General features: G+C 64.2%; 22 protein-coding genes and 2 riboswitches. Of the genes, 11 read left to right on the forward strand and 11 right to left on the reverse strand.

The features are described from left to right. Positions 1-188: 188 nt before the first annotated feature. The 5 genes from galU to B5F88_RS08685 all read right to left on the reverse strand — a co-directional run bounded on the left by galU (position 189) and on the right by B5F88_RS08685 (position 5,722). Positions 189-1,070 (reverse strand): UTP--glucose-1-phosphate uridylyltransferase GalU, encoded by an 882-nt coding sequence (gene galU / locus B5F88_RS08665; protein WP_087344413.1) that lies wholly within the window; start codon positions 1,068-1,070, stop codon positions 189-191. Between the two features lie 37 nt (positions 1,071-1,107). Next, on the reverse strand, positions 1,108-1,635 hold the full coding sequence (locus B5F88_RS08670; protein ID WP_087344417.1) for a QueT transporter family protein: 528 nt from the start codon (positions 1,633-1,635) through the stop codon (positions 1,108-1,110). 186 nt (positions 1,636-1,821) lie between these two features. Continuing rightward, on the reverse strand, positions 1,822-3,099 hold the full coding sequence (locus tag B5F88_RS08675) for an amidohydrolase family protein (RefSeq protein WP_087344420.1): 1,278 nt from the start codon (positions 3,097-3,099) through the stop codon (positions 1,822-1,824). A gap of 37 nt (positions 3,100-3,136) precedes the next feature. Beyond that, positions 3,137-4,513: a TraB/GumN family protein gene (locus B5F88_RS08680; RefSeq protein ID WP_087344423.1), complete on the reverse strand. Its 1,377-nt coding sequence runs from the start codon at positions 4,511-4,513 to the stop codon at positions 3,137-3,139. Positions 4,514-4,525: 12 nt separating this feature from the next. Next, positions 4,526-5,722 (reverse strand): ATP-binding protein, encoded by a 1,197-nt coding sequence (locus tag B5F88_RS08685; protein ID WP_087344428.1) that lies wholly within the window; start codon positions 5,720-5,722, stop codon positions 4,526-4,528. Positions 5,723-5,851: 129 nt separating this feature from the next. On the opposite strand from B5F88_RS08685, the gene B5F88_RS08690 reads away from it, so the two are divergent. After that, positions 5,852-6,496: a class II aldolase/adducin family protein gene (locus B5F88_RS08690; RefSeq protein WP_087344431.1), complete on the forward strand. Its 645-nt coding sequence runs from the start codon at positions 5,852-5,854 to the stop codon at positions 6,494-6,496. 69 nt (positions 6,497-6,565) lie between these two features. Here B5F88_RS08690 and B5F88_RS08695 read toward each other — a convergent pair whose 3' ends face one another. Continuing rightward, the gene (locus B5F88_RS08695) at positions 6,566-7,762 is read right to left on the reverse strand and encodes an acetate kinase (protein WP_087344434.1); all 1,197 of its coding nucleotides are present in this window, start codon (positions 7,760-7,762) and stop codon (positions 6,566-6,568) included. A 161-nt stretch (positions 7,763-7,923) separates the two neighbouring features. On the opposite strand from B5F88_RS08695, the gene B5F88_RS08700 reads away from it, so the two are divergent. Then, positions 7,924-9,120, forward strand: a complete 1,197-nt coding sequence (locus tag B5F88_RS08700; RefSeq protein ID WP_087344438.1) for a nucleotidyltransferase family protein — start codon at positions 7,924-7,926, stop codon at positions 9,118-9,120. On the opposite strand, the gene B5F88_RS08705 is transcribed toward B5F88_RS08700, so the two are convergent. From B5F88_RS08705 to B5F88_RS08715, 3 genes are all read right to left on the reverse strand, one after another. Then, complete coding sequence (locus B5F88_RS08705; protein ID WP_087344441.1) at positions 9,083-9,919, reverse strand: hypothetical protein; 837 nt, start codon at positions 9,917-9,919, stop codon at positions 9,083-9,085. The genes B5F88_RS08700 and B5F88_RS08705 overlap by 38 nt on opposite strands. Positions 9,920-10,030: 111 nt before the next feature. Then, on the reverse strand, positions 10,031-10,879 hold the full coding sequence (locus B5F88_RS08710) for a rhomboid family intramembrane serine protease (protein WP_242959697.1): 849 nt from the start codon (positions 10,877-10,879) through the stop codon (positions 10,031-10,033). A gap of 81 nt (positions 10,880-10,960) precedes the next feature. After that, on the reverse strand, positions 10,961-13,279 hold the full coding sequence (locus tag B5F88_RS08715; RefSeq protein WP_087344444.1) for a polysaccharide pyruvyl transferase family protein: 2,319 nt from the start codon (positions 13,277-13,279) through the stop codon (positions 10,961-10,963). A 217-nt stretch (positions 13,280-13,496) separates the two neighbouring features. Between B5F88_RS08715 and B5F88_RS08720 the strand changes: the two genes are divergently transcribed. The 5 genes from B5F88_RS08720 (at position 13,497) to B5F88_RS08740 (ending at position 19,102) form a co-directional block, all read left to right on the forward strand. Next, positions 13,497-14,459, forward strand: a complete 963-nt coding sequence (locus tag B5F88_RS08720) for a radical SAM protein (protein ID WP_087344447.1) — start codon at positions 13,497-13,499, stop codon at positions 14,457-14,459. After that, a complete protein-coding gene (locus B5F88_RS08725) occupies positions 14,456-15,700 on the forward strand; it encodes an adenosylhomocysteinase (protein ID WP_087344450.1) in 1,245 nt (414 codons plus the stop codon). The genes B5F88_RS08720 and B5F88_RS08725 overlap by 4 nt, the downstream gene beginning before the upstream one ends. A gap of 94 nt (positions 15,701-15,794) precedes the next feature. Beyond that, positions 15,795-15,889, forward strand: a riboswitch (SAM riboswitch). Positions 15,890-15,964: 75 nt separating this feature from the next. Continuing rightward, complete coding sequence (gene metK / locus B5F88_RS08730) at positions 15,965-17,146, forward strand: methionine adenosyltransferase (RefSeq protein ID WP_087344452.1); 1,182 nt, start codon at positions 15,965-15,967, stop codon at positions 17,144-17,146. Positions 17,147-17,444: 298 nt separating this feature from the next. After that, positions 17,445-18,746 carry a hypothetical protein gene (locus tag B5F88_RS08735; protein ID WP_087344457.1) on the forward strand — a complete coding sequence of 434 codons (1,302 nt, stop codon included), beginning with the start codon at positions 17,445-17,447 and terminating at the stop codon, positions 18,744-18,746. 20 nt (positions 18,747-18,766) lie between these two features. Next, positions 18,767-19,102: a hypothetical protein gene (locus tag B5F88_RS08740; RefSeq protein ID WP_087344460.1), complete on the forward strand. Its 336-nt coding sequence runs from the start codon at positions 18,767-18,769 to the stop codon at positions 19,100-19,102. Positions 19,103-19,351: 249 nt separating this feature from the next. Here B5F88_RS08740 and B5F88_RS08745 read toward each other — a convergent pair whose 3' ends face one another. Both B5F88_RS08745 and dpsA read right to left on the reverse strand, forming a co-directional pair. Continuing rightward, positions 19,352-19,936: a dipicolinate synthase subunit B gene (locus tag B5F88_RS08745; RefSeq protein WP_087344463.1), complete on the reverse strand. Its 585-nt coding sequence runs from the start codon at positions 19,934-19,936 to the stop codon at positions 19,352-19,354. 2 nt (positions 19,937-19,938) lie between these two features. Further along, positions 19,939-20,805, reverse strand: coding sequence for a dipicolinate synthase subunit DpsA (gene dpsA / locus B5F88_RS08750; protein WP_242959699.1), 867 nt, complete (start codon positions 20,803-20,805; stop codon positions 19,939-19,941). 139 nt (positions 20,806-20,944) lie between these two features. Then, positions 20,945-21,029: riboswitch (glycine riboswitch) on the forward strand. A 115-nt stretch (positions 21,030-21,144) separates the two neighbouring features. On the opposite strand from dpsA, the gene gcvT reads away from it, so the two are divergent. From gcvT to gcvPB, 4 genes are read left to right on the forward strand one after another with little or no spacing between them, the layout of a single operon-like run. Further along, entirely contained in the window at positions 21,145-22,227 is a 1,083-nt protein-coding gene (gene gcvT, locus B5F88_RS08755) for a glycine cleavage system aminomethyltransferase GcvT (RefSeq protein ID WP_343286462.1), read from the forward strand. A 33-nt stretch (positions 22,228-22,260) separates the two neighbouring features. Then, entirely contained in the window at positions 22,261-22,638 is a 378-nt protein-coding gene (gene gcvH, locus B5F88_RS08760; RefSeq protein WP_087344469.1) for a glycine cleavage system protein GcvH, read from the forward strand. A 1-nt stretch (position 22,639) separates the two neighbouring features. After that, the gene (gene gcvPA / locus B5F88_RS08765; RefSeq protein WP_087344472.1) at positions 22,640-23,953 is read left to right on the forward strand and encodes an aminomethyl-transferring glycine dehydrogenase subunit GcvPA; all 1,314 of its coding nucleotides are present in this window, start codon (positions 22,640-22,642) and stop codon (positions 23,951-23,953) included. Further along, positions 23,944-25,365: an aminomethyl-transferring glycine dehydrogenase subunit GcvPB gene (gene gcvPB / locus B5F88_RS08770; RefSeq protein ID WP_087344475.1), complete on the forward strand. Its 1,422-nt coding sequence runs from the start codon at positions 23,944-23,946 to the stop codon at positions 25,363-25,365. The genes gcvPA and gcvPB overlap by 10 nt, the downstream gene beginning before the upstream one ends. The last annotated feature ends 1 nt before the right edge of the window (position 25,366 follow it).

Below are 25,366 nucleotides of genomic sequence, written 5' to 3' on the forward strand. Positions count from 1 at the left end.
CGGTGGAAATTCACTACAATGACATTGGCTGTGTGGAACTGCCACAGCCGAAAGGTCAGTCCACCGCCAAGGGTGCGTGAGACAAAAAGAAGTCCCCGGCAGATACTGCTGAAGCAATATCTGCCGGGGTTTCAGACACCTGCAAAGTTACCCCTGTCAGGGGACACCCACACGCGGCGGGCCTTTTCTTATCCTTTGTGTTCCAGCTGGGCGGCCTTTTCTTTCAGGAACTGCCGGAGCCACGCGGCAGTGGCCTTATGCTCCAGGGCGAAGTCGATGGTGGCCTCCAGGAAACCGCAGATATTGCCGGTGTCGTAGCGGCGGCCCTCGAAGTCCACCGCCACCATCCGGTTCTTCTTGCACAGCTCCCGCAGGCCGTCGGTGAGCTGGATCTCCCCGCCGTACCCCGGCTTTACATTTTCCAGAATATCGAAGATATCGGGGGTGAGCACGTAGCGGCCCAGAATGGCGTAGTTGGAGAACATCTGCTGGGGGGTGGGCTTCTCGTTCATGTCGGACACGTCGAAGATCCGCTCCTCCAGGGGCTGCACCTTGACCGAGGAGTAGCGGGAGATGGCCTCGGTAGACACCTTCTGCACCCCCACGGCGGAGGTGCCGTACTTCTCCGCCCCCTCAATGAGCTGGAGGGTCACCGGCTTCTGGGCCCGCATGATGTCGTCGCCCAGCAGCACCGCGAAGGGCTCGTCCCCCACAAACCGCTTGGCCCGGTAGATGGCGTGACCCAGGCCGCGGGTCTCCTTCTGACGGACGTAGAAGATATTGGCCAGGTCGGCGGCCCGGCGGACCTCCACCAGCTCCCGCTCCTTGCCCGACTGGAGCAGACGGGTCTCCAGCTCGGGGTAGTAGTCGAAGTAGTCATCCATGGCGGACTTGGCCCGGTTGGTGACAATGAGGATATCCTCAATGCCGGAGGCCACCGCCTCCTCGATGATATACTGAATCACCGGCTTGTCCACCATGGGGAGCATCTCCTTGGGGACGGTCTTGGTGGCGGGCAGCATCCGGGTGCCCAGACCGGCGGCGGGAATGACGGCTTTACGGACTTTCATAACAGCTCCTCCTTGTCATACGCCGGGCAAAGCCGCCTCAGAAGTGTGCCAGGCGGCGCTCCGGGATCATGGTTCGGAAATAACGCACCTTGGGCAGGGCCAGCAGAAGGACCGTCCCCAGTACGTAGCAGGCCGCCACCTCGCCCACCGCGAAGGTGGCCGCGTTGAAGCCGCAGACCGCCCAGAAGGCGCTGTTCACGGCGCCCACCTCGGCCCAGGACCACATGGGAGCCAGGATGACCATATTGACCAGCACCGGGGGCAGGGCCGCCAGGTACCACCGGGGCATCCGGGCGGTGAGGAAGGCGGCGATGGCGGTGGCCAGAGTACCCAGCACCATGTCCAGGGGGCCGTAGGGGGAGAGCAGATTGGTGATCAGGCAGCCCAGAGCCAGGCCCGGCGCGGTGGCCGGAAACAGGAAGGGCAGCACGGTCAGCGCCTCGGCAAAGCGGATCTGCACCACCCCGAAGGTGAGGCCGAAGATGTTGCCGAAGTAGCCCAGCACGGCGTACAGGGCGGCCACCAGAGCCGCCAGGGTCAGGTCTTTCGTGGTAAACTTGCGCATGATGTTTGATTCCTCCATTTTGGTATTTAGAGAACCGCGGGCGGCCTTGGGACCGAAGCCGCGGAACGAACACGGCACAGCCGTGCTTGGACCGGGTGTGGAGACCAGTCGGAGGTATTGTATCATGTTTCCGCCGGGAAGTAAAGCGGACAAAAAAGGGGCGCGGCATGGCCGCGCCCCCAGGGATTATTCCATTGTGGCAAAGGGCTTTTCCACCAAAACGCCCCCGCAGTAGCGGGCGGCGATGTCCCGGTCGTCCCCGTCGCAGAGGAACTGCTCCAGCCGCTCCACAGGGGTGCGCTCCAGCAGGTCCTCCGCCGGGTCTGCGGGAGAGAGCACCAGGGCGTCGAACTGGAAGCCGGGCTCAAAGCTCCCCACCTGCCCCAGGAAGGCTCCGCTCCCCCGGGTGGCCAGGTAAAAGCTCTCCGTCAGAGTCAGGTGGGCTTCCTCCGGGTGGGAGAGCCAGTTGACCTTGGACAGGGCGGTGGCGGCGGCCACGCTGCGGTTCATGGCGGCGGTGTGGCCCCCGGCCACGTCGCTGGCCACGCAGCACCGCAGCCCCTCCTCCAGATTCCGCCGCAGGGGCATCACCCCGCTGGACAGGTTCACATTGGAGCAGGGACAGTGGGCCAGCGTAACCCCCTTCTCCCGCAGAAGCTCCTTTTCCCCGTCGGAGAGGTAGATGGCGTGGGCCATGATGGTCTTGTCCTTCCGCAGCAGGCCGAAATTCTCATATACCTGGGTGTAAGTGGGGATGTCCGGATGGAGCTGGCGCACCCACTCCACCTCGCTGGGATTCTCCGACAGGTGGGACTGCACCGGCAGGTCGTACCGCTCCCCCAGCTGTCCCAGGCCTTCCATCAGCGCCCCGGTGGTGGAGGGGACAAACCGGGGGGTAAGGATGAAGCCCACGTGCTTCAGCTCCGCCCGGCTGCGGCAGATGAGCTCCTCGGTGTCCGCCAGGGAGGCCGCCGTCTCCTCCCGCAGGTTGTCTGCGGCATTGCGGTCCATGTTCACCTTGCCCACCAGGCCCCGCAGGCCGCTCTGCTCGGTGAGTTCCATCAGCGCCCAGGCCGCCTCCTTGTGGATGGTGGCGAAGGCGGAAAACCGCATGGTGCCCGCCGCCCACAGCCGGTTGAGAAAGACCTTCCAGGCCCGCCGGGCGAAGTCCAGGTCCCGGAACCTGGCCTCCAGGGGGAAGGTATAGGTGTCCAGCCAGTCCAGCAGCCGGGTGTCGTAGCCGATGCCCCGGTTGAGGAACTGGGGTGCGTGGATGTGCAGGTCGTTGAAGGCCGGGATGATCACCTTGCCGCTCCAGTCCTCCGCCGGCTGCCCGGCGTACTCCGGGGGCAGCTGGTCATAAATACCCACTACGGTCTCCCCGCTGGTGACCAGCCAGGCGTTTTCCCGTACCTCCAGCCGGTCCATGGCCGGCATCCAGATAAAGTTGCCTTTGAGAATCATGCTTATCCTCCTTTGGCACAAAGCTCAATCAGGGCTTTCACTCCACCAGCTCCACGGTATAGCCCAGCTCCCGCAGGCCGGAGACGATGCCGCCGGGGTCCACCATGTGGCCGGCCCCCACCGCCAGGAAGAAGGTGTTCTCCCCCTCGGTCTCCAGATAGGAGGCGGCGGCCTGGATCATGCCCGGGTCCCGCTCGGTAAACAGCTTGGCGCTGAGCTCGTCGTCACTGTTGATGACAGAGGCCTTGTCATAGACCTGGGCAAAGGCCTCCGGGTCACGGGCCTTCCAGGCGGCAAACATGCCGGACATCATCTCCTCCTGCTGCTGGGCGGCCTCCTCCATGGCCGGGTCGGTCTCGCCCCCCTGAGCCATCTCCAGCAGAGACAGCGAGGCGTCCAGGTAGGTCTCCTGATACTCCGGGGAAAGGCCGTCGAAAATCCCGCCCTGGAAGGCGTAGGTCTCCACGGCGTCGATGGTCTTGCCTCCGTTCACCGCCCGGGCGTTCACGTACAGGTCAATGGTCATGGCGTTGGCGCCGGTGGTGTCGTTTGTCATGCTCAGGGTGCTGAAGGTGGAGGCCAGAGCCCAGGGCTTGTAGGCGTCCAGGCCGTTGGCGCCCATCCCCAGGGCCTCGGCCTGGGCCTGCACCCGCTGGTACAGCTCGGGGCTGATGTGGTCGGCCAGGGTGGTGCCGTCGGAGTAGGTCTGAAGGCTCTGGAGGAGAGCCAGCCCCTCCTGGTCGTTCAGATCCAGCTCAAAGCTCACAGTCTGGGAGGCGTCGATGGCGTCCCGGAGGGACTTGTGGAGGGGGTACACGTTATCCCGGTCCAGGTGGATGGTGCCCAGCAGATAGAGGGTGTTCTCCCCGTTGGTGGCCTTCCACAGCAGGCCCTTGGCTCCGGCGTCGTTGGCGTCATACACCGCCAGGATCAGGCGGTTGGCCATGACCATGGCCTCCTGATAGGTGCAGGGGCGCTCCAGGGCCAGCTCCCCGGCCTGGTCCCCCTGGACCACCCCCAGCCCGGCCAGGAAGGAGGCGGCCCCCTCCTCCACGCCGGGCAGCTCATAGGCCGCTGCCTGCTGGTACAGGGCGTTCATCACCCCGCCCCGGGTGGTGTCCACCACCAGACCCACGGTATCCGCCGTCCGCTGGGGCAGCTCCAGCAGGGCCAGCTTGTCGGCCACGATCCTGCTCATGCTCTCCAGCTGCTCCATGGTGACGGTGCTCTGGATGTAGCTGGTGTAGTTGTCGTCCACCAGACCCAGGGCGTAGCTGTCCGCCAGGGCGCTCACCGCCCAGGGGTCAGGCAGTTGGGGCTGCTGGGTGTCCTCCGCCGCCAGGGCGGGCAGGGACAGCAGCCCCGCCGCCAGCACACCGGCCAGAAGCCGTCGGAACATGTGGTGTTTTTTCATGGGGTCTCCTCCTTATTGTTTGTCCGCCAGATGCAGGCTGGCGATAAATTGCTTGGCCGTCCGGGGGGTCCGGCCGGGGTGGCGCATCTCCCACCGCAGGGCGCCGGTGCGCAGCTCCTGCTTGTCCAGCTCCACCCCGTACAGCTCCGCCATCCGCTCCACCATGTTCAGATAGTCCCCCTGGTTCAGAGCCAGATAGGGGATGCGCAGGCCGAACCGCTCGGCCAGAGAGGTCTTTTCCTGAATGGTCTCGCTGGCGTCCACCTCGTCCCCCGCCCGGTCGGAGAAGGTCTGGCGCACCAGATGGCGGCGGTTGGAGGTGGCGTAGATGGCCACGTTGGCGGGCCGCCGCTCCAGCCCGCCCTCCAGAATGGTTTTCATGACGGAATAGGTGGTGTCGTCCTGGTCGAAGGCCAGATCGTCAATGAACAGGATGAACTTCAGCTGCCGGCCCCCCAGGGTGCGCATCAGCCGGGGCATGTCGGCCAGTCCCTCCTTCTGCACCTCGATGAGCCGCAGCTGGTCGAAACCGGGCTGGGAGAGCAGGCTCTTCACCGTGGCCGACTTGCCGGTGCCGCTGTCGCCGTAGAGGAGCACGTTGTTCACCGCCTTGCCCTCCAGCATGGCCCGGGTGTTGGCGATGACCTGATCCCGCTGGAGCTCGTAGCCCAGCATCTCGTCGGGGCCCGGGCAGTCCGGGTCCTCCACCGGGTAGAGCTCCCCGTCCTCCCACAGGAAGGCCCGGCTGCGGGAGAGCAGGCCGGAGCCGTGGGTGCGGTAGAACTGGGTCAGCGTTTCAAAGGTAAAGGGGCACCCCGCCGTCCACCGGGGCAGCTCCGCCGCCTCCGGCGCGCTCTCACGGAGCACGGCCAGCAGCTCCTCGCAGTCCAGCTGGGCGAGAGCCTGGAACAGACCCACCTCCCGCTCCGCCGCCCGCTCCAGCTCCGGGTCCCGTTCTCCCCGCTCCACCAGCCGGGCATAGGGAAAGCTGCCGTCCCGGAGTTGGCTGTAAAACCAGTCTCCAAGCCCCCGGAAGCCCCCCTGCCGCAGCAGATAAAAGATCTGGGCGTACTCCTCCGCCGCCCCGGCGCCGTCCCCCGCCGCCAGCTTGTCCAGCAACCGGAGCATCCCCTTCAGCTCCGGGGTATCCAAAAGGGGCCGGTAGGCCGCCGTATAGCGCAGCGCCCGGCCCAGCGATTCTGTGGTCATACCTCCGCCTCCTTGCTTGCGGTTTTATTGTATGCGACCCTCTCTCCCCTGTCAATCCCGACCCTTGACTTTTTCCGCCGCCTTTCGTATGCTTAAGCCAATCAGTCCGCGGGAAAGGAAGGATCTGTTATGCTGCTGCAGACACAGCGGGAGCTGGTGGTGGAGTACGGCAAGAAGCTGGTCACCGCCGGGCTCACCGAGGGCACCTTTGGCAATATCAGCGTTTTTGACCGGGAGCGGGGGCTCATGGCCATCAGCCCCTCCGGCATGGACTATTTTTCCACCACCCCCGCCGACGTGGTGGTCACCGACCTGGAGGGCAGGGTGGTGGAGGGAACCCGGAAGCCCTCCAGCGAGCTGGATCTCCACCGGCTGTTCTACCAGCGGCGGGGGGACGTGAACGGCGTGGTCCACACCCACTCCTCCTTTGCCACCATTCTCTCCTGCCTGGGCTGGGCCATTGAGCCCATCCACTACCTGGTGGCCTACTCCGGCGACCAGGTGCCCTGCATCCCCTACTACCCCTTCGGCTCCCTGGAGCTGGCGGAGGCGGCCTGGGACGCCATGGGGGAGCGGTACAACGGCTGTCTGCTGGGCAACCATGGGCTGCTGGCGGTGGGAGGCAGCCTGTCCTTTGCCTTTGACGCCGCCCAGCAGCTGGAGTTTCTGGCCAAGGTGTACTACCACGCCCGGCTGGCGGGGGGCGGGATCAACCTCACCCCCAACCAACTTCAGGCGGTGTTGGGCAAGTTCCAGTCCTACCGCCAGCAATAAGGCCGCAAAAAGCCGGCAGACAGGCTCCTGTCTGCCGGCTTTTCTGTTTCAGCTCGTCTGCCGCCGGGCTCAGCCCTTGACGATGGCGGCGGTATCCATGGCGATCATGAGCTCCTCGTCGGTGGGGATGAGCAGCACCTTCACCTTGGAGTCGGGAGCGGAGATCACCTTCTCCTTGCCCCGGACCTTGTTGGCCTCGGCGTCCATCTTCACGCCCATGAACTCCAGGCCGGAGGCGGCGTTGTACCGGGTGATGGCGTCGTTCTCGCCCACGCCGGCGGTGAACACGATCACGTCCACCCCGCCCATGGCGGCGGCATAAGCGCCGATGAGCTTCTTCACGTTGTACTGGAAGGTCTCCAGCGCCAGGGCAGCCCGCTGGTTGCCGTCATTGGCGGCGTTCTCCACATCCCGGAAGTCGGAGGACACGCCGGAGATGCCCAGCACGCCGGACTTCTTGTTGAGGACGGTCATCATTTCCTTCATGTCGTACCCGTACTGACCCATCAGGTACTCCAGGATACCGGCGTCCAGATCGCCGGAGCGGGTGCCCATGGGCAGGCCGGCCAGAGGGGTGAAGCCCATGGAGGTATCCACGCTCTTGCCGCAGTCCACGGCGGCCACGGAGGAGCCGTTGCCCAGGTGGCAGGTGATGATCTTCAGCTCCTCGATGGGCTTGCCCAGCATCTCGGCGGCCCGGGCGGACACATAGCGGTGAGAGGTGCCGTGGAAGCCGTAGCGGCGGACCTTGTCCTTCTCATAGTACTCGTAGGGCAGCGCGTAGATATAGCTCTTGGGGGGCATGGTCTGGTGGAAGGCGGTGTCGAACACGCCCACCATGGGCACGCCGGGCATGACCTTCTCGCAGGCCTTGATGCCGGTGATATTGGCGGGGTTGTGGAGGGGGGCCAGGGGGATGCACTCCTCCAGGGCGGCCATCACCGCGTCGTCAATGCGCACAGAGCAGGCGAACTTCTCGCCGCCGTGGACCACGCGGTGACCCACCGCGTCGATCTCGGAGGCGCTCTTGATCACGCCGTGCTCGCTGGAGAGCAGGGCGTCCAGCACGGCCTGGATGGCCTCGGCATGGGTGGGCATGGGGATCTCGAACTCATACTTGGCGTCCTTGGCGGGAATCTTGTGGGTCAGGCGGCCGTCGATGCCGATGCGCTCGCACAGGCCCTTGGCCAGAACCTCCCGGCTCTCCGGGTCCATGAGCTGATACTTCAGGGAGGAGCTGCCGGCGTTAATGACCAAAACTTTCATTGGTTCCATCTCTCCTTAAACAGTTACTCCGGCTTGTGAGACAAGCCATTGTGTAGTAAAATAAACTCGCACGTCTTATTTTATCCCTTTTCTCACAAAAGGACAACCCATATTTTGCTGGAAAGGAGGAATTTTTCTCCTTTCCCTTTGGAGGAACAGCTATGGCGGTGGCCGGAATCGTGGCGGAGTACAATCCATTCCATCTGGGACACGCCTATCACCTGGCCCAGACCCGGGCGGCTCTGGGCCAGGACGGGGCGGTGGTGTGCGTGATGAGCGGGCACTGGGTCCAGCGGGGGGAGTGCGCCGCGGCGGACAAGTGGACCCGCTCGGCCCTGGCCCTGGCGGGAGGGGCGGATCTGGTGCTGGAGCTGCCCACCCCCTGGGCCATGGCGTCGGCGGAGGCCTTCGCCCGGGGGGCGGTGGGCCTGCTGGAGGCTACAGGGGTGGTGGATATTCTCTCCTTCGGCAGCGAGGACGGCAGCCTGGAGGCCCTGCGGCAGACCGCCGACGCCCTGGACGCCCCCGGCTACCCCGCCCGGCTGCAGGAGGCGCTGGGCCGCGGTCTGTCCTTCCCCGCCGCCCGGCAGGCGGCGGCGGACTGTCCCTGTCTCTCCTCCCCCAACAACAACCTGGGGGTGGAGTATCTGCGCGCCCTCCGCGCCCTGGGCAGCGGCATGGCACCCATGACGGTGGCCCGCCGGGGGGCGGGCCATGACAGTACGGGGCACATGGAGGGCTTCGCCTCCGCCAGTCACATCCGGGCCCTGCTGCGGGAGGGCCGGAGGGAGGAGGCCGCCGCCCTGCTGCCGGACGGCTCCCTGGAGGCCCTGGGCCAGCCCGCCTCCCTGCTCTGGGCGGAGCGGGCGGTGCTGGCCAGGCTGCGGACCATGGAGGAGGCCGACTGGGCCGCCCTCCCCGACGGCGGCGGAGCGGAGGGGCTGCCCGCCCGGCTGGTGCGGGCGGCCCGGCAGGCCTGTTCCCTGGAGGAGTTTTACACCCTGGCCAAGACCCGCCGGTACACCCATGCCCGGCTGCGGCGGCTGGCGGTGGGGGCCTTTTTGGGGCTAACGCAAGAGGACCGCCGGTTGGCGGTCCCCTATGTGCGGGTGCTGGGGCTCAATGAGCGGGGTCAGGCCCTGCTGAAGCGGATGAAAGGGACCTGCGCCCTCCCGGTCCTCACCAAGCCCGCCCAGGCCAGGGCTCTGGACGGCCCGGCGCGGCGGCTGTTTGAGGCGGAGAGCCGGTACACCGACCTGTACGGCCTGTGCTTCCCCACCCCAAAGCCCTGCGGGCTGGAGTACACCAACAGCCCGGTGCTCAGCGCCGCTGCCGGCGGAGGAGCACCCAGACGATGACCAGGACGGCCACCACCAGAATCACCGGGCCCAGAAAGAACATGGCATATCCGGCATCCTGGAGAAAGGCGTTGCACCGGTCCCACAGGGTAATGGAGGGTTCCCGGTAAAGGGTGAACTCCAGCTCCCCCTCGGGCAGGCCGTCAAAATGGGCGGTATAGCGCCCCTCCCCCGCCTCTTCCAGCGGGAGGGTGGAGTCGATGATATAGGGGGCCTCCTCCGGGGCGGAGATCTCCACATCCAGCGTGCCGAAGTGGGCCCAGTATTGGGCCGGGGAGAGCAGATAGGTAAAGGTGTGTCGCCAATAAGTGGTGCCCTCCTGGATGCTGTAGCTGAAGCTGGGGTAGCTTACCGCCACCTCCCGGGTCCCGCCGGCGGGAAACTCCACCGTATACACCAGTGCGGTGCGTTCCCGGTCCGGGTCGCCGTTCTCCACCTCCCGCTGGGTGAAGGACAGGGCCTGTCCGTCAGCGGTAACCGACACCTGGCTGGGCTCCAGGCCGCTTCCCACCTGGCCCTTCCGCTCCTCCAGGTAGAAGGCCATAGGCACGGTAAGGGGCTCCTCTGTGGGGTTTTCCATCTGGTAGACGGCGGTCACCTGGGCGCACAGCCGCCCATAGTCGTTGTCCCGCTGGATCTGAAAGGTGAGCTGTTCGGCGGAGACCGTGACGGGGCAGTTCTCGTCCACTTCCAGAGCGGAGCCCCCCACCCCATCCAGCCGGGTGGGAGTGGAGTTGGCGGCGGCCGGCGTGAGCAGCGCCAGCAGCAGCGCCAGTGCGCAAAAGACAGTTCGTTTCACAGGGTCTCCTCCTTCCTTTTGATATGTCTATTTTATCAGAAGGCCGGGAGGCGGGAAACAACAGAGCGGTTACAAAAGCAGCGCCCCGGGCCATGCCCGGGGCGCTGCTTTTCACTCAATATGCACGTGGTTGTGGATATGCTCCGAGCAATAGCAGTAGTAGCCGTTGCACTTGGAGCAGTAGCGGAACTCCTCGTTGGGGTAATCGGTGTCTGTCTTGCCGCAGACGGCGCACTTGTGGATATAGCCCTTCTGCTGCTGGGCCTGCTTGGTGGCCTTTTTGAAGTTGATGGTCTGGGCGGAGTGGCGGGTCCGGGTCCGGCCCAGGCGGTCCATGATATCCGACCAGAAAAAGAGCACATAATTGGCCACCGCCACCAGGGGCAGCAGGCACAAAAACCACATGCCGCCGGCAATATACCGGGCACACTGGATGACGTACAGGGCGGCGTCCAGCCAGGCCAGCCACTTGACCTTCACCGGGATAATGAAGAAGAAGAGCACCTGCAGGTCGGGGTAGAGGGTGGCAAAGGCGAAGAACATGGACATGTTCACATAGAACATGTTGATGGCCAGACCAAATCCCCAGAGATCCAGCACAAAGCCGGAGATCAGGGTGAGCAGGGCCCCTACAGCGTAAAAGACGGTGAACTTCACCGACCCCCACTCCCGCTCCAGGGTACTGCCGATAAACCAGTAAAAGTAGAGAGAGAGGAGGAAGAAGATAGCATTGCTGGACTCCAGGGGGAGAAACAGGAAGGTGAACAGACGCCACACCTGCCCGTGGAGAATAGCCTGGGTGGAGAACATCAGCAGGAAGGACAGGTAGTCGTTGCTGAAGATGTCCAGCAGGTAGACCACTCCCTGGAGGATGACGACATATTTCATCAGGCCTGGAATACCCAGCTTGGGATGCTTGTAGCAAAAGCGGTCCAGCCAGGTGTCAACGGATCTTCTCAAACAGAATTACCTCCCGACGCAAACACAGTGTTTGTTATGATACCAGCTTTCGGGAAAAAATTCCCGAATAAATTGTAAACATTATTTCAGCAGCTTACGCAGCCTGTCCTTCATGGCGGGGGTAAGCACCCTGGCCGCCGCCCGGTAATGGAGGGGGGGCAGGGCCAGGAACCGTTTCTCCACCTCCTGGAATGGGAGGGCGGCAAAGGCGGCGAAGAAGGCACCCCGCTTGGGGTTTGCCTTCAGGGGGCTCTTGAGCCGGGGGTTGCCCGTCACCGCCTCCTCCAGAGGCCGGTCGGTCTGGCCGAACTGCCCGGCCAGGGCATCGTACACCACCTGGCCTCTGGCGCTGTTCACCAGCACCATGGACACCCCCTTGTCCCGCTCCACCGGCAGCTCCAGCTTGGGATCCAGGCCCCAGTAGTCCGCCAGGGTGAAGTCGGCGGGGCGGCTGGTGGAGGTGTACTTGCACAGCGCGCAGGCCGGCCGCAAAAACAGCTGCATCCCAAAACCCCGGCCGTAGCCGGTGCGATTGAAGTCCTCGGTATAGACGCTGCCGTCGGCAAAGGTGACGGTCAGCCAGGGGTGGGACCAGCCGTGGGACTTGTCCTTGAAGCGTACCCCGGTGACCTTGGCACCCCGGGCGGTCTCCAGACCGCCCAGCCAGGCCCGGAACACCGCCGGGGAGGGCACCCCATGGCACACCAGATCGCAGGTCAGCAGACTGTCGTAATGCTTGCCCAGATAGCGTTTGAGGCCGTCCACCTGGCAGGGCACCCCGGAAAAGAGCACCGGCGTGCCGTTGTCCAGCAGCTCCTTCACCTGGCGGAAGCCGTCCCCCAGGTCGCTCTGGACGTACTTGGAGCCCCGCATGGGGGCCAGCTCCTCCTCCGTGCGGGCGCACACGTGGCGGGCGGTCATGGTCTCGTCCAGCACCGCGCCGAACACCGCGCCCCCCTGCTCCAGCACGTGGCGGGCCAGCAGGGAGAAGAAGCCGCCGGAGGAACTCTTGAGCCGCTCGGCCTCGTCGGAATTCCAGACGGCGTGGGCCTGGGCCGGAGCAGGGCCGGGCACCGGTGGGTGGAGCATGGGGCAGGTGGCCTCACACTTGCGGCAGAGGATGCAGCTCTCCCCCATCACCGGCCGCAAAAAGCCCTCGTGGTCGGCCTCCATGGTGATGGCGTTTACCGGACACACCGCCGCGCAGGCGGTGCAGCCGGTGCAGTCCTCCCGGGCGCACAAATTCGGCCTGGCTGGGGCGTCGGGCTGGGGCTGCTCCTCCGGCAGGGCGGTCCCCTCCAGGGCGGCCTTCAGGTAGGCCAGGGAGTCCGCCCGCTCGGCCTCCAGCCGCTCATACACCTTGTCATAGTCCATCTGCGCCTCCAGGGGGGCGGTGTCGTCCAGGCCGATGATCCGGTCGGCGCACCCCAGCCGGGACAGCAGGCTGTAGATCCGGGAGAAGGTGGGCTGGGCCCGCTCCTTGGGGGACATGGAGGTAAAGAAGTTTTTCCGGAACTGCAGGGAGAAGGCGGCTCCGTGGAAGGAGTTGGTCACCACCGCCGCGGCGTCCCGAAAGAGGGCCAGAAACTCCCGGGGACCCGCGTCAAAGACCAGCTCCGCCGCCCCATCGATCTTCCGCCGGGCCCCCGCCATCTGGACGATGGGCCAGCCGGTCTTGCGGGACAGGGCCAGGGCGTAGGGAGCGGCCTCCCCCGGGTCGGAGACAAAGTAGCACAGGATATAGGGCCCCTTCCAGCGGGTGGGGTTGGCCAGCGCCCCCCAGTCCTCCCCGTTCAGCAGCAGGGTGGGGTCCAGCACCACCCGGGCATCCCAGTCCGCCGCCTCCCGCAGCAGCACCTGTCCCCGCTTCTCCCTGACGGAGAGGGCGGAAAAGGGAGCCAGAAAGCCCTTCAGCTCAGCCGCCTTGTCCTCCGGCAGGGTGGGCACCCCCAGACTGGGGGCGTAGGCGATCCGCCGGACCGCCCCCCCGAAATCCAGCAGAAAGGCGGGGTCAAACTGCCGGTTGGCAAAAATATAGGGGTTCCAGATCTGGTCGCTGCCCGCCACATATACGTCGTACTCCGGCGCCTCGGCCCGCAGCTGGTCCACGCTGGTGTACCGCCGGGGGGAGAGGGCCATCTCCTCCGCCACAAAGGCCTCGAACCGCCGGAACCGCCGCTGAAAAGAGCCGTAGTGGAGGGCGGTGTGGGCATCGGCGGCCACCGCCCGCACCGAGGCGCTCTTTTTAAAGAGCTGGTTGGTGCGGGTGGTGTGGGGCAGGCGGTAGTCGATGATCTGGCAGTCGTGGCCCAGGGCCTGGATGGCCTTCATGGTGGCCAGAGCCTGGAGCTGAGCTCCATAGTGGTGGGCGAAGTGGAAGGTGATCAGTCCGGCGCGCATATTATTCACTCCCAGTCAGGCGCATATCAATCCAAGTATAGTATAGTCCGGGACCGCAAGGCTTGTCAATGGCGGCCCTCCCACTAGACATTCTGCCCCTTTTGTCAGAAAATGCAACAGGCTGGAGAATTTGTCTATGGTGTTGCGGCGGCGCATGGGATATGGTAGAATTGTTACATTATCCCGACCGACCTTTTGGGGAAAGGAGCACACATCTATGAGCATTCCGGTCCGTCTGCGCGCCTTTGGAATCGCACGGGCGCTGGACTACCTGGAGCGGGACCCGGACGCCAACCTCCCCAGACTGATGGAGTGGGTGGACAAATTCGCGGGGGAAAAGCTCTCTCCGCCCTATCAGGATCTGCTCCACCGGGCCATGACCGACCCGGACAACAACTGGAACCAGCTGCTCCGGAGCATGTACACCGACGTGGACAGCCGGGTGCTGAAAAAGATCTTTGAAAACTTCATCATCCACGGCGGCCTGCTGGACTGGCCCCGAAAAAACCGGGAAAAGCCCTTCGGTCAGGGCAATGCCCCCTGGGCGGTGATCATCGACCCCTCCTTCCCCTGCGCCATGGACTGTGCCGGATGCGGTGCGTCCATCTTCGGGGTGCGCCCCTCCATGGAGTTTGACAGCCTGGACGAGGAGATCGACTCCCGCAAGGCCAAGGGCTGCCACCTGTTTATTTTCAGCGGCGGCAACCCCCTGGCCCGGGAGGAGGAGCTCATCGCCCTGTGCAACAAGCACACCGACTGCGTGTTCGCCGCTTTCACCCCCCCGGCCTCCATCACCCAGACCCTGCGGGCCGACCTGCTGCGGGTGGCCAACCTCTTCCCCGCCATCCAGGTGGACCTGGACCCCGAGGGGGCGGTGCGGGCCACCGAGCAGCTCAAGCGGGACAAGCTGCCCTTCGGGGTGGCCTGCCGCTGCACCGCGGAGAACGCCGAGCGGGTGGCCACCGAGGAGTATTACGACCGGGTCATTGAAAGCGGCGCCAAATTCTGCTGGTTCTTTACCTGCCCCGCCTACGGCGCGCCCCCCTCCCCCACGGCGGAGCAGCTGCTGGATCTGCACCGCCGGGTGCGGGAATTCCGTAAGACAAAGCCCCTGCTGACATTAGATTTCTGGGACGGACCCAGCCCGTCTGTGGCCGCCCCCCAAGGAGGAAGCATATGAGTATCGTAAAAGACATGGCCCTGGCCCCGTCCGGCCGCCGGAAGATCAGCTGGGTGCGGGACTTTATGCCCGCCCTCAGCGGCATCGAAGCCCGCTTCGAGAAGGAGCAGCCCTTCGCCGGGCTGCGGGTGGCGGTGTCCGTCCACCTGGAGGCCAAGACCGCCAATCTGGGCTACGTACTGAGCAAGGGGGGCGCGGAGGTTCACCTCACCGGCTCCAACCCCCTGTCCACCCAGGACGACGTGGCCGCCGGGCTGGCCGACCTGGGGGTGGAGACCTTCGGCATCCACGGCGCCTCCGCCGAGGAGTATGAGAGCCACCTGATCGAGACCCTGAAGTTCAAGCCCCATCTGGTGGTGGATGACGGCGGCGACCTGATCCATCTGCTGGGCGGCAAGTGCGCCGACCTGGCGGAACACCTCATCGGCGGGTGCGAGGAGACCACCACCGGCATCCTGCGTCTGAAAGCCCGGGAGCGGGAGGGCATCCTGCCCTGCGCCATGATGGCGGTGAACGACGCCAAGGCCAAGCACTACTATGACAACAAGTACGGCACCGGCCAGTCGGTGTGGGACGCCATCATGCACACCAGCAACCTGGTGGTGGCGGGCAAGACGGTGGTGGTGGCCGGATACGGCTGGTGCGGCAAGGGCGTGGCCATGCGGGCCAGCGGCATGGGCGCCAACGTGATCGTCACCGAGGTGGACCCCTTCAAGGCCCTGGACGCCACCATGAACGGGTTCCGGGTGATGCCCATGGACGAGGCCGCCAAGTATGGCGATATCTTCGTCACCGTCACCGGCTGCAAGGACGTCATCACCCCCCGGCACTTTGAAGTGATGAAGCACAACGCCATCCTCACCAACGCCGGCCACTTCGACTGCGAGGTGGACGTGGCCAGCCTGGCCAAGATGGCCGTCAAGCGTGAAATCCGCCGGGACAACATTGAGGGCTTCACCCTGCCCGACGGACGGGTGCTCAATGTCATCGGCGAGGGCCGGCTGGTCAACCTGGCCGCCGGCAACGGCCACCCGGCGGAGATCATGGACATGTCCTTCTCCGTCCAGGCTCTGGCGCTGGAGTGGCTGGTCAAGCACAAGGACAGCCTGGAGAAGAAGGTCTACCAGGTGCCCGACGAGATCGACGACGAGATCGGCCGGGTGAAGCTGGCCGCCATGGGCCTGGCCATCGACAAGCTCACCGACGAGCAGGTGGAATACCTCAACGGCTGGAAGGCTTAACGCAAAAAGATTTTTCCGGCCCTATACAATTTCGTCTATTTGTCTATTGAAAAAGTGGTGAAAACCCGATAAAATATCCACAGTCAATTGAATAGCCTTATCGAGAGCGGTGGAGGGAACGGCCCGATGAAGCCCGGCAACCTGCAGAAGCAAGGTGCCAAATCCGGCGAGGAAATCGAAAGATGAGGATGGACGAGTTCTGCGCGCTCCGCCATCCGGCGGAGCGCGTTTTTCACGTCCCACACAGAAAGGAAGGTTACTATTATGGCAAAGCGTCTGTTTACCTCGGAGTCCGTCACTGAGGGCCATCCCGACAAAGTATGCGACCAGATCTCCGACGCCGTCCTGGATGACATCCTGGCCGCCGACCCCACGGCCCACGTGGCCTGCGAGACCTTCACCACCACCGGCATCGTGACGGTGATGGGCGAGATCACCACCAAGCACTACACCGACATCCCCTCCATCGTCCGCCGCACCGTGCAGCGCATCGGCTACACCGATCCCGCCTACGGCTTCGACTACCGCTCCTGCGCCGTCATGACCGCCATTGACGAGCAGTCCCCCGACATCGCCATGGGCGTCAACCAGTCCTTCGAGCACCAGGAGGGCGGCACCGACGCGGCCGACCTCATCGGCGCCGGCGACCAGGGCATGATGTTCGGCTACGCCTGCGATGAGACCCCCGAGCTGATGCCCGCCCCCATCTCCATGGCCCACAAGCTCTCCCGGCAGCTCACCGACGTGCGCAAGTCCGGCAAGCTGAAGTGGCTCCGCCCCGACGGCAAGAGCCAGGTCACCGTGGAGTACGGCGACGACGGCCAGGTGCTCTCCTGCCCCGCCATCGTGGTGTCCACCCAGCACGACCCCGACATCGCCCTGAAGGACCTGCGGGAGGCCGTGGTGGAGGAGATCATCAAGCCCATCATCCCCGCCCAGTACATCACCAAGGACACCAAGTTCTACGTCAACCCCACCGGCCGCTTCGTGGTGGGCGGCCCCGTGGGCGACACCGGCCTCACCGGCCGCAAGATCATCGTGGACACCTACGGCGGCTCCGCCGCTCACGGCGGCGGCTGCTTCTCCGGCAAGGATCCCACCAAGGTGGACCGCTCCGCCGCCTACATGGCCCGGTACATCGCCAAAAACCTGGTGGCCGCCGGCCTGTGCCGCAAGTGCCAGATTGAGCTGGCCTACGCCATCGGCGTGGCCCACCCCGTCAGCGTGCTGGTGGACACCTACGGCACCGGCGTGCTCAGCGAGGAGCAGCTGTCCGAGATCGTCAACAAGCATTTCGATATGCGCCCGGCCAAGATCATCGAGAAGCTGGACCTGCGCCGGCCCATCTACGAGCAGACCGCCGCTTACGGTCACTTCGGCCGCACCGACATTGACCTGCCCTGGGAGCACACCGACCTGGTGGACACCCTCAAGAGCTATCTGTAACCACAACAGAGCGCGGCATCCACATCATAAACAGGTCCAGTGAAACGGACCGGAACAAAATCCCCCTGATGTAGTTGACATCAGGGGGATTTTTATGGGAGAAACGGGCATAAAAAAACAGCTCTTACAGATTGATTCTATGTTAGAAATATCTTAGTTTTTTTCAAATCCAGCCGATAATATATATGGATAATTTTGTCTGAGCAGACAAAGGAATGTTCTTTACTTTTGCAGGAAGGTCTGAGCAAAGATACGGAAAAGGCATGGCGTATCAGGCATTCTATCTGGAGGAGTGCACATGTATATTGGTCAAATCAGCGCAAACCCTTGGTTGAACAGCACCTGGCTCAACCATATTGGCCGCAAACAGGGCGGCACAGATCTGTTTGCCGCCCGTTCGCAGGGGCAGGCATGGACCCAACCGAATTCCGCAAACCGGGATCGGCTGGAACTCAGCGGCTTCTGTCTTCCCAACCGCCTGCAGATCCTGGAAACACCGGAGGCTACGCCCATCAATGCCAGGCTTGACCCGGCGGCGGAGCTTCGCCCTGCTTCAGAGGAAGAGCAGTACACCGAAGAAGACGCACTGATGAATCAGTACATGAAGCAGTACCGCCTGGACTTCATCCAGATTGGAGACTCCTTTAAACTGGACCCCTCCAAGCCAGTGAAGCTGATGACAGAAGGTCAGGTCAGTCAGGAGAGCCTGGATGCGTTCCGCGCTCAACTGGAGGCAAACGGGCTGGGAGATGAAATCGACTGGCGCGGCGTGCAGGAAGATTTTTTGAACATGGATATCTGCTTTGACAACGCCCAGCGGTTTGAGACCAAGGCGGACTATCTGGCCTCTCGCTACGCGGTGCTGAAAGACCGCATCCAGACCCAGTACACCGGGGAAAAGCTGGAGCAGGAAATGCAGACGCTGGACCACTTGTACACAAAAGCCAAGGGGGAACTGGCTACCTCCTATGCCGACAATATCGGTGGATTCTATGAGGGGATGGGACAGTCCGGCGTATCCGAAGATATGCGGGAAAGTGTTCTGGCTGCCATCGACAGCAAGGCGGACGCGTACAGCGCATATCTTGCGGAACATGACATTTACGCAGACATCACCGATCCCGGCAAGCAGTGGCTGAAACAGGACGACGGCTATATGGCTGCCAGACTGCGGGAACACGCTGCCTCCTCATCGGTGGGTACCCCTGCCGCCCCAACCGCCAGCAACCCGGCTCCATACAGCACGGATGATCTGGCCTTTGCCGCTGTATACGCCAAAGATCTTTCCGAACAGATCAAAAAACCGGAATGGGATACCTACGCCATCCAGGACAGTGACGCCGACCTGGGCAAATATCTCGCCCAGCAGTATCAGTCCCTCACAGGCCAGATGGAACATGCGGGCATCAGCGATCGGCTGTCTGATTTGCTGAAAGACTCCTTTGAGCCCTTTATGGATCGATTCCTGGATGCCCTGGACGCAAAAATCGACCATAATCGGGAGCGGGTTGCCAAAAAGCCCTGGCAGGCCGGTCTGATCCGCACAGAGTATATCAATCGGGACGAAGTATACCGGGCATTTGCCAAGTTTCAATCATGAAAATAAAGGTGTGAATACCAATGGTGAATACAGTAAACAGCGCCTGTCCAGGCGTCATACAATGTCATACAAAGTTTACGGCGCCCAAGCAGCTTTCCAAGGGAACCTGTCTGCAGGCTAACCAGTACGACAAGCTGGAATTATCACAGGCACAGGGTCAGGTCACGCTGGATGCTCCTGACGAGATTACAATTGAAATTCCAAGAGCGTGGACGATTACAGGAGAAACTGCAGAGAGCTTTAACAATCATCTGCAATGGAGTTTGGAAGAAGCGGACAGACAAAACCTCTCCTTTGGCGACCGGCTGACCTTCCTGAGAGAGCAAACCCGGAAATGGGTAGAGGATAAGCGGTAAAATGATCCGGAAATGTTCGCGTCATGGCTCTCAATAGGCAAGCACCATATTCAGGAGGGCAAGTCTGAGTTGATAGGACTGCCCGCTGACTTTACCATGAGCGATTATTACTCCTATGTAAAAAAACCATTTTCCACCTTGGTTTGACAGCGAAATCATATAACGATCTTCTTTGAAAGAGGAAAAACAGAGCGGGCAGCCAAGCTGCCCGCTCAAACATTTATAGAAACGCAGGGTTGTAATGTGTCCTTATAAGGCGCCCCGCAGCAGCAGGGGCTGGAGCTGCTCCCCCCGCAGGGCGGCGTCGATGGCGTCGTTTACCCGGGAAAAGTCGGCCACCAGGGAGGTGGGCTTTTCCACCGGATCGTCCTGGCCGAAGGGGACGAAGTAGACGTTTTTCTTGTCCAGCAGGGTGCCGATGTTTTTGGCCGAGGCCGCCAGGCCGTCGTTGGTGGCCAGGCAGAGCACCACTGGCCCGCCGTTACGCAGGTGGGCCTTGGCCGCCATGGTCACAGTGGTGTCGGTGATGCCGTTTGCCAGCTTGGCCAGGGTATTGCCGGTACAGGGGCAGATCACCAGCACATCCAGCAGGTGCTTGGGGCCGATGGGCTCGGCCTTGGGGATGGAGTCGATCACCCGTTTGTCGCAGATGCGTTCCATCTCCCGCATGTACTCGTGGGCCGGACCGAACCGGCTGTCGGTGGCGGCGCTGGTCTCGGAGACAATGGGCGTCACGTCGCCGTAGCGGTCGTGGACCCGCTCCAGGGCCGTCATGGCCTGACGAAAGGTACAAAAGGACCCGCAAAAGGCGAATCCCACCCGAATGGGTTCCATAGCTACACTCCTAACTCATGTAAAATGTGACAGATGGTGCTGCGCAGGTAGGCCGCCGCCGTGGCGGGGGCCACCTTGCCGGGGAGGGACAGGGCCTGCACCGCCTTCATCCCCAGGGCCTTGGCGGCGGCAAAGTCCACCCCTCCGGGGAGGGAAGCCAGGTCGATGACCACGCACTCCGGCTTCAGCTCCTCCAGTTCCTCTTTGCCCAGCACCAAAGCGGGCGCCGTATTCACCACCAGATCGTAGCCGCACAGCCAGCCTTTCAGCTCCCCGGTGTGCTCGGTGCCGAAGCCGAAGCCCTCCGCCCAGGCCAGGTCTGCGTACTTCCGGGCGGCCACGCTGACTTTTGCCCCCAGCCCCGCCAGCCGGGGGGCCAGGGCCCGGCCCAGCCGCCCGTAGCCGATGACCAGAGCCCGGCTGCCGTGGAGGGTGACGGGCATCTCCTCCAAGGCGATCTGGATGGCCCCCTCGGCGGTAGGCACCGCGTTGGCCACCGCCAGCTCCTCCCGGGCAAAGTAGTCGTGGAGGACCAGCCCCCGGTCCCGGGCCATGGCCTGGGTGGCATCGTCCACCCGGCCGGCGCAGATGATCTGCCCCGGCCGCAGGGCGGCAAAGACCGCCTCCATGGGCAAAGGCTTCTCCGCCAGCGGCGCGTTCAGCCGCCCTCCAGGGGCGGCCGCCGGCAGCGGAAGCACCACGCAGTCCGCCAGAGCCGCCCCGGCCAGCTCCCGCTCCTCCCGCACACCGCCCGTCGCCGGGCCCAGCCCCAGGGTATGTACGCTGTGTCCGTCCTCCGCCAGCAGGCCGGCCAGCCGCACCTGCCGCCGGTCCCCGCCGATGAGCCAGATATCCAATTCATGCTTCACGGCATCTTCCTCCCTTCCCCGCCGTACTCTATCTTATGTGTTTGGGAAAAAAGGGTGCGGCGGAAAACTGGCGGTTGACTTTTCCAGCCCGCTCCCCTATACTGAGGTTGAAAGCAAACCCACAAGTTTATATTGTCGGATGACGGGACCGGGAGAGCGCGGCACAGGCCGCCGCCGAAGGGGCAGCGCAGTGATCTCTCAGGCAGAAGGACCGGCCCCTGACGAAACTCTGGAAAGCGGAGCACGCTCCGCGCCGACGGGGGCAAAACTCTCAGGTACCAGGACAGAGGCGCATGGCTTTTTTGCCATGCGCTTTTTTGCTGCCTGAAAAGGAGGTAATTGGAGATGGAACAAAAAACCCCGCTCTATGAGCGGCACGTGGCGGCGGGAGGCAAGATCGTCCCCTTCGCCGGGTGGCTGCTGCCGGTGCAGTACAGCGGCGTCATTGCCGAGCACAAGGCGGTGCGCTCCGCCTGCGGCCTGTTCGACGTATCCCACATGGGGGAGCTGGTCCTCCGGGGGGCAGACGCTCTGGCCAACGTCAACCGGCTGATGACCAACGATTTTTCCGGCATGTACGAGGGCCAGGCCCGCTACTCCCCCATGTGCTACGAGGACGGCGGCGTGGTGGACGACCTGATCGTCTACAAGGTCAGCGACACGGTGTATTTCATCGTGGTCAACGCCGCCAACAAAGACAAGGACGCCGCCTGGATCCGGGAGCATCTCACCGGGGACTGCGCTATGGAGGACTGGTCGGACCGGGTGGCCCAGCTGGCCCTTCAGGGCCCCAGGGCGGAGGAGATCCTGCGCAAGCTCACCTCCGACATCCCGGAAAAGAACTACAGCGCTGTGCTGCGGGGGACTGTAAAGGGCATGGCCTGCATGGTCTCCCGCACGGGGTACACCGGGGAGGACGGCTTTGAACTGTACTGCGCCCCGGCGGACGCCCCCGCCCTGTGGGACGCCCTGCTGGAGGCGGGGGAACCCTTCGGGCTGATCCCCTGCGGCCTGGGCGCCCGGGACACCCTGCGGCTGGAGGCCGCCATGCCCCTGTATAGCCACGAGCTCTCCCCCGCCATCAACCCCTACGAGGCGGTGCTGGGCATCTTCGTCAAGCTGGAAAAGCCTGATTTCATCGGTAAGGCCGCCCTGGAACAGGCCCGGCCCATCTCCCGCCGCCGGGTGGGCCTGAAAATCACCGGCCGGGGGATCGCCCGGGAGGAGTGCCCGGTGTACGACGGGGAGAAGCAGATCGGCGTGGTCACCTCGGGCACCCACTGTCCCTGGCTGGGCCAGGCGGTTGCCATGGCCATGGTGGACGTGGCCTACAAGGAACCGGGCACCGTGGTGCAGGTGGACGTCCGGGGCCGGAAGGTGGAGGCGGAGGTCGTCAAAACCCCATTTTATAAGAGAGCGTAATTATTGTGCATAAATATACAGGAGGTAATCATCATGAACATTCCCAAGGAGTTGCAGTATACCAAATCCCACGAGTGGCTGCTGGTAGAGGACGGGGTGGCCACCGTTGGCCTCACCGACTTTGCCCAGGACGCCCTGGGGGACATCGTGTTCGTCAACCTGCCCCAGTCCGGGGACCAGGTGAGCGCCGGGGAGGCCCTGGGAGACGTGGAATCCGTCAAGGCGGTATCCGACGTGCTCTCCCCGGTGTCCGGCGTGGTGGCCGAGGTCAACGAGGAGCTGCTGGACAATCCCGCCCTGGTGAACGAGGACCCCTATGGGGCCTGGCTGGTGAAGGTGGAGCAGCTCACCGGCGAGGAGGATCTGCTGGACGCCGCCGCCTATGAGGCCCACTGCGCCGAGGAGGGGTAATATGGGAGGATATCTGCCCGCCGCCCCGGAGGAGCGGAGGCGGCAGTATGAGGCCCTGGGGCTGACCGGCCCCCGGGACCTGTACCGGGATATCCCGGATGAGGTGTACATCGACGGCCCCCTGGATCTGCCGGAGCCCAAGAGCGAGCTGGAGGTCCGCCGGGCCCTGGAGAAGCTGGCTGCCCAGAATACCCGGTTTTCCACCATTCTCCGGGGAGCCGGGGCCTACGACCACTATATTCCCTCGGCGGTGAGCCGCATCGCCGCCAAGGAGGAGTTCGTCACCGCCTACACCCCCTATCAGGCGGAGATCAGCCAGGGGGTGCTGCAATCCATCTTCGAGTTCCAGACCATGATCTGCGAGCTCACCGGCATGGACGCCGCCAACGCCTCGGTGTATGACGGGGCCTCCGCCGCGGCGGAGGGGGTGGCCATGTGCCGGGACCGGAAGCGGACAAAGGCCATCGTATCCGGCGCCGCCCACCCGGACGTGATCGCCACCATCCAGACCTACTGCTTCGGGGCGGGCACCGAGGTGGTGGTGGCCCCTGTGAAGGACGGCCGCACCGACCTGACGGGGCTGGTGGACAGCGAGACCGCCTGTGTGTACATCCAGCAGCCCAACTTTTACGGCCTGCTGGAGGACGGGGCCGCCCTGGCCCAAATCGCCCATGAGGGTGGGGCCAAGCTCATCGCCGGGGTGAATCCCATCACTCTGGGGGTACTGGAGCCCCCCGCCGCATGGGGGGCCGACATCGCCGTGGGCGAAGGCCAGCCTCTGGGGCTGCCCCTGTCCTGGGGCGGGCCCTATCTGGGCTTTATGGCCACCACCCAGGCTATGATGCGCAAGCTCCCCGGCCGGATCGTGGGGCAGACCACCGACCAGGAAGGCCGCCGGGCCTTTGTGCTCACCATGCAGGCCAGAGAGCAGCACATCCGCCGGGAGAAGGCCTCCTCCAACATCTGCTCCAACGAGGCCCTGTGCGCCCTCACCGCCTCGGTGTACCTGTCCCTGATGGGTCCCGGCGGCCTGAAGCAGGTGGGCGAGCAGTGTTACGCCAAAGCCCACTATCTGGCCGGAGAGCTGTGCAAGCTGCCCGGCGTAAAGCTACGCTATCCCGGTCCCTTCTTCCATGAGTTTGTCACCGATCTGCGGGGTCCCGCCGACGTGCTGGCGGGGCTGGAGGCCAAGGGCATCCTGGGAGGGCTGCCCCTGAAGGACGGGCTGCTGTGGTGCGTCACCGAAAAGCAGACCAGGGAGGAACTGGACCAGACGGTGTCCATTGTGAAGGAGGTGCTGGGCATATGGAACTGATTTTTGAGCGCAGCCGCCCCGGCCGGGGCACCGATCTGCTGCCCCCGCTGGACGTGCCGGAGTGCCCGGTACCGGAGGAATTCGCCCGCAAAAAAGCCCCCCGGCTGCCTGAGATCGGGGAAAGCGACCTGTCCCGCCACTACCAGGCGCTGGCCCGGCGGGCCTTCGGGGTGTGCGACGGGTTTTACCCCCTGGGCTCCTGCACCATGAAATACAACCCCAAGCTGGGAGAGGATATGGCCGCCCTCCCCGGCTTTACCGGCATCCACCCTCTCCAGCCCGGCCACACCGTCAAGGGCTGCCAGCTGGCCATGGCCCAGACGGAGTACGCCCTGGCCCGGATCACCGGCATGGACCGGGTGACCCTCCAGCCCGCCGCCGGGGCCCACGGGGAGTTTACCGGCCTGCTGCTCATCAAGGCCTACCACCGCCACCGGGGGGACAACGCCCGGACGGTGATCCTGGTGCCCGACTCCGCCCACGGCACCAACCCGGCCTCGGCGGCCATGGCGGGCTTCACCGTCCGCAACATCCCCTCCAACGCCGACGGGCTGGTGGATCTGGAGGCCCTGCGGGCCGCCTGCGGCCCGGACACGGCGGGTCTGATGCTCACCAACCCCAACACAGTGGGCCTCTTTGAGCGGGACATTCTGGAGATCACAAAAATCGTCCACGAGGCCGGAGGCCTGGTGTACTACGACGGGGCCAACCTGAACGCCATCATGGGGGTAGCCCGGCCGGGAGACATGGGCTTTGACGTGTGCCACCTGAACCTGCACAAGACCTTCGCCACCCCCCATGGCGGCGGCGGGCCCGGCAGCGGCCCGGTGGGGTGCAAGGAATTTCTGGCCCCCTTTATGCCCGGCTCCGCCCTGTGCGGCAACGGCGGGGAGCACTCCATCGGCCAGGTGCGGGCCTTCCACGCCAACTTCCTGGTGGTGATCCGGGCTCTTGCCTACCTGATGCGGCTGGGCAACGCCCGGGTGGCGGAGGCTGCCCAGGGGGCGGTGCTCAACGCCAACTATTTAAAGCGCAAGCTGGAGGAGGCGGGCTACACCGCCGCCTTCCCCGGGCTTTGTATGCACGAGTTTGTCCTCACCCTGGAGGGGCTGAAGAAGGAGACGGGAGTATCCGCTCTGGACGTGGCCAAGGCCATGCTGGACGACGGCATCCACCCGCCCACCATGTACTTCCCCCTCATCGTCCACGAGGCGCTGATGTTCGAGCCCACCGAGACCGAGGCCCCCGAGACGCTGGATCAGGCGGCGGCGGTGCTGGCGGACATCCTCCGCCGGGCCAAGGAGGACCCGGAAGCCCTCCACGCCGCCCCCCACTCCACCGTGGTGGGCCGCCCCGATGAGACCGCCGCCGCCCGCCATCCGGTGGTGCGGTATTCCTTCCCGGAGGGCTGAA

This window comes from Flavonifractor sp. An306 (assembly GCF_002159455.1).
Lineage (GTDB): Bacteria > Bacillota > Clostridia > Oscillospirales > Oscillospiraceae > Flavonifractor.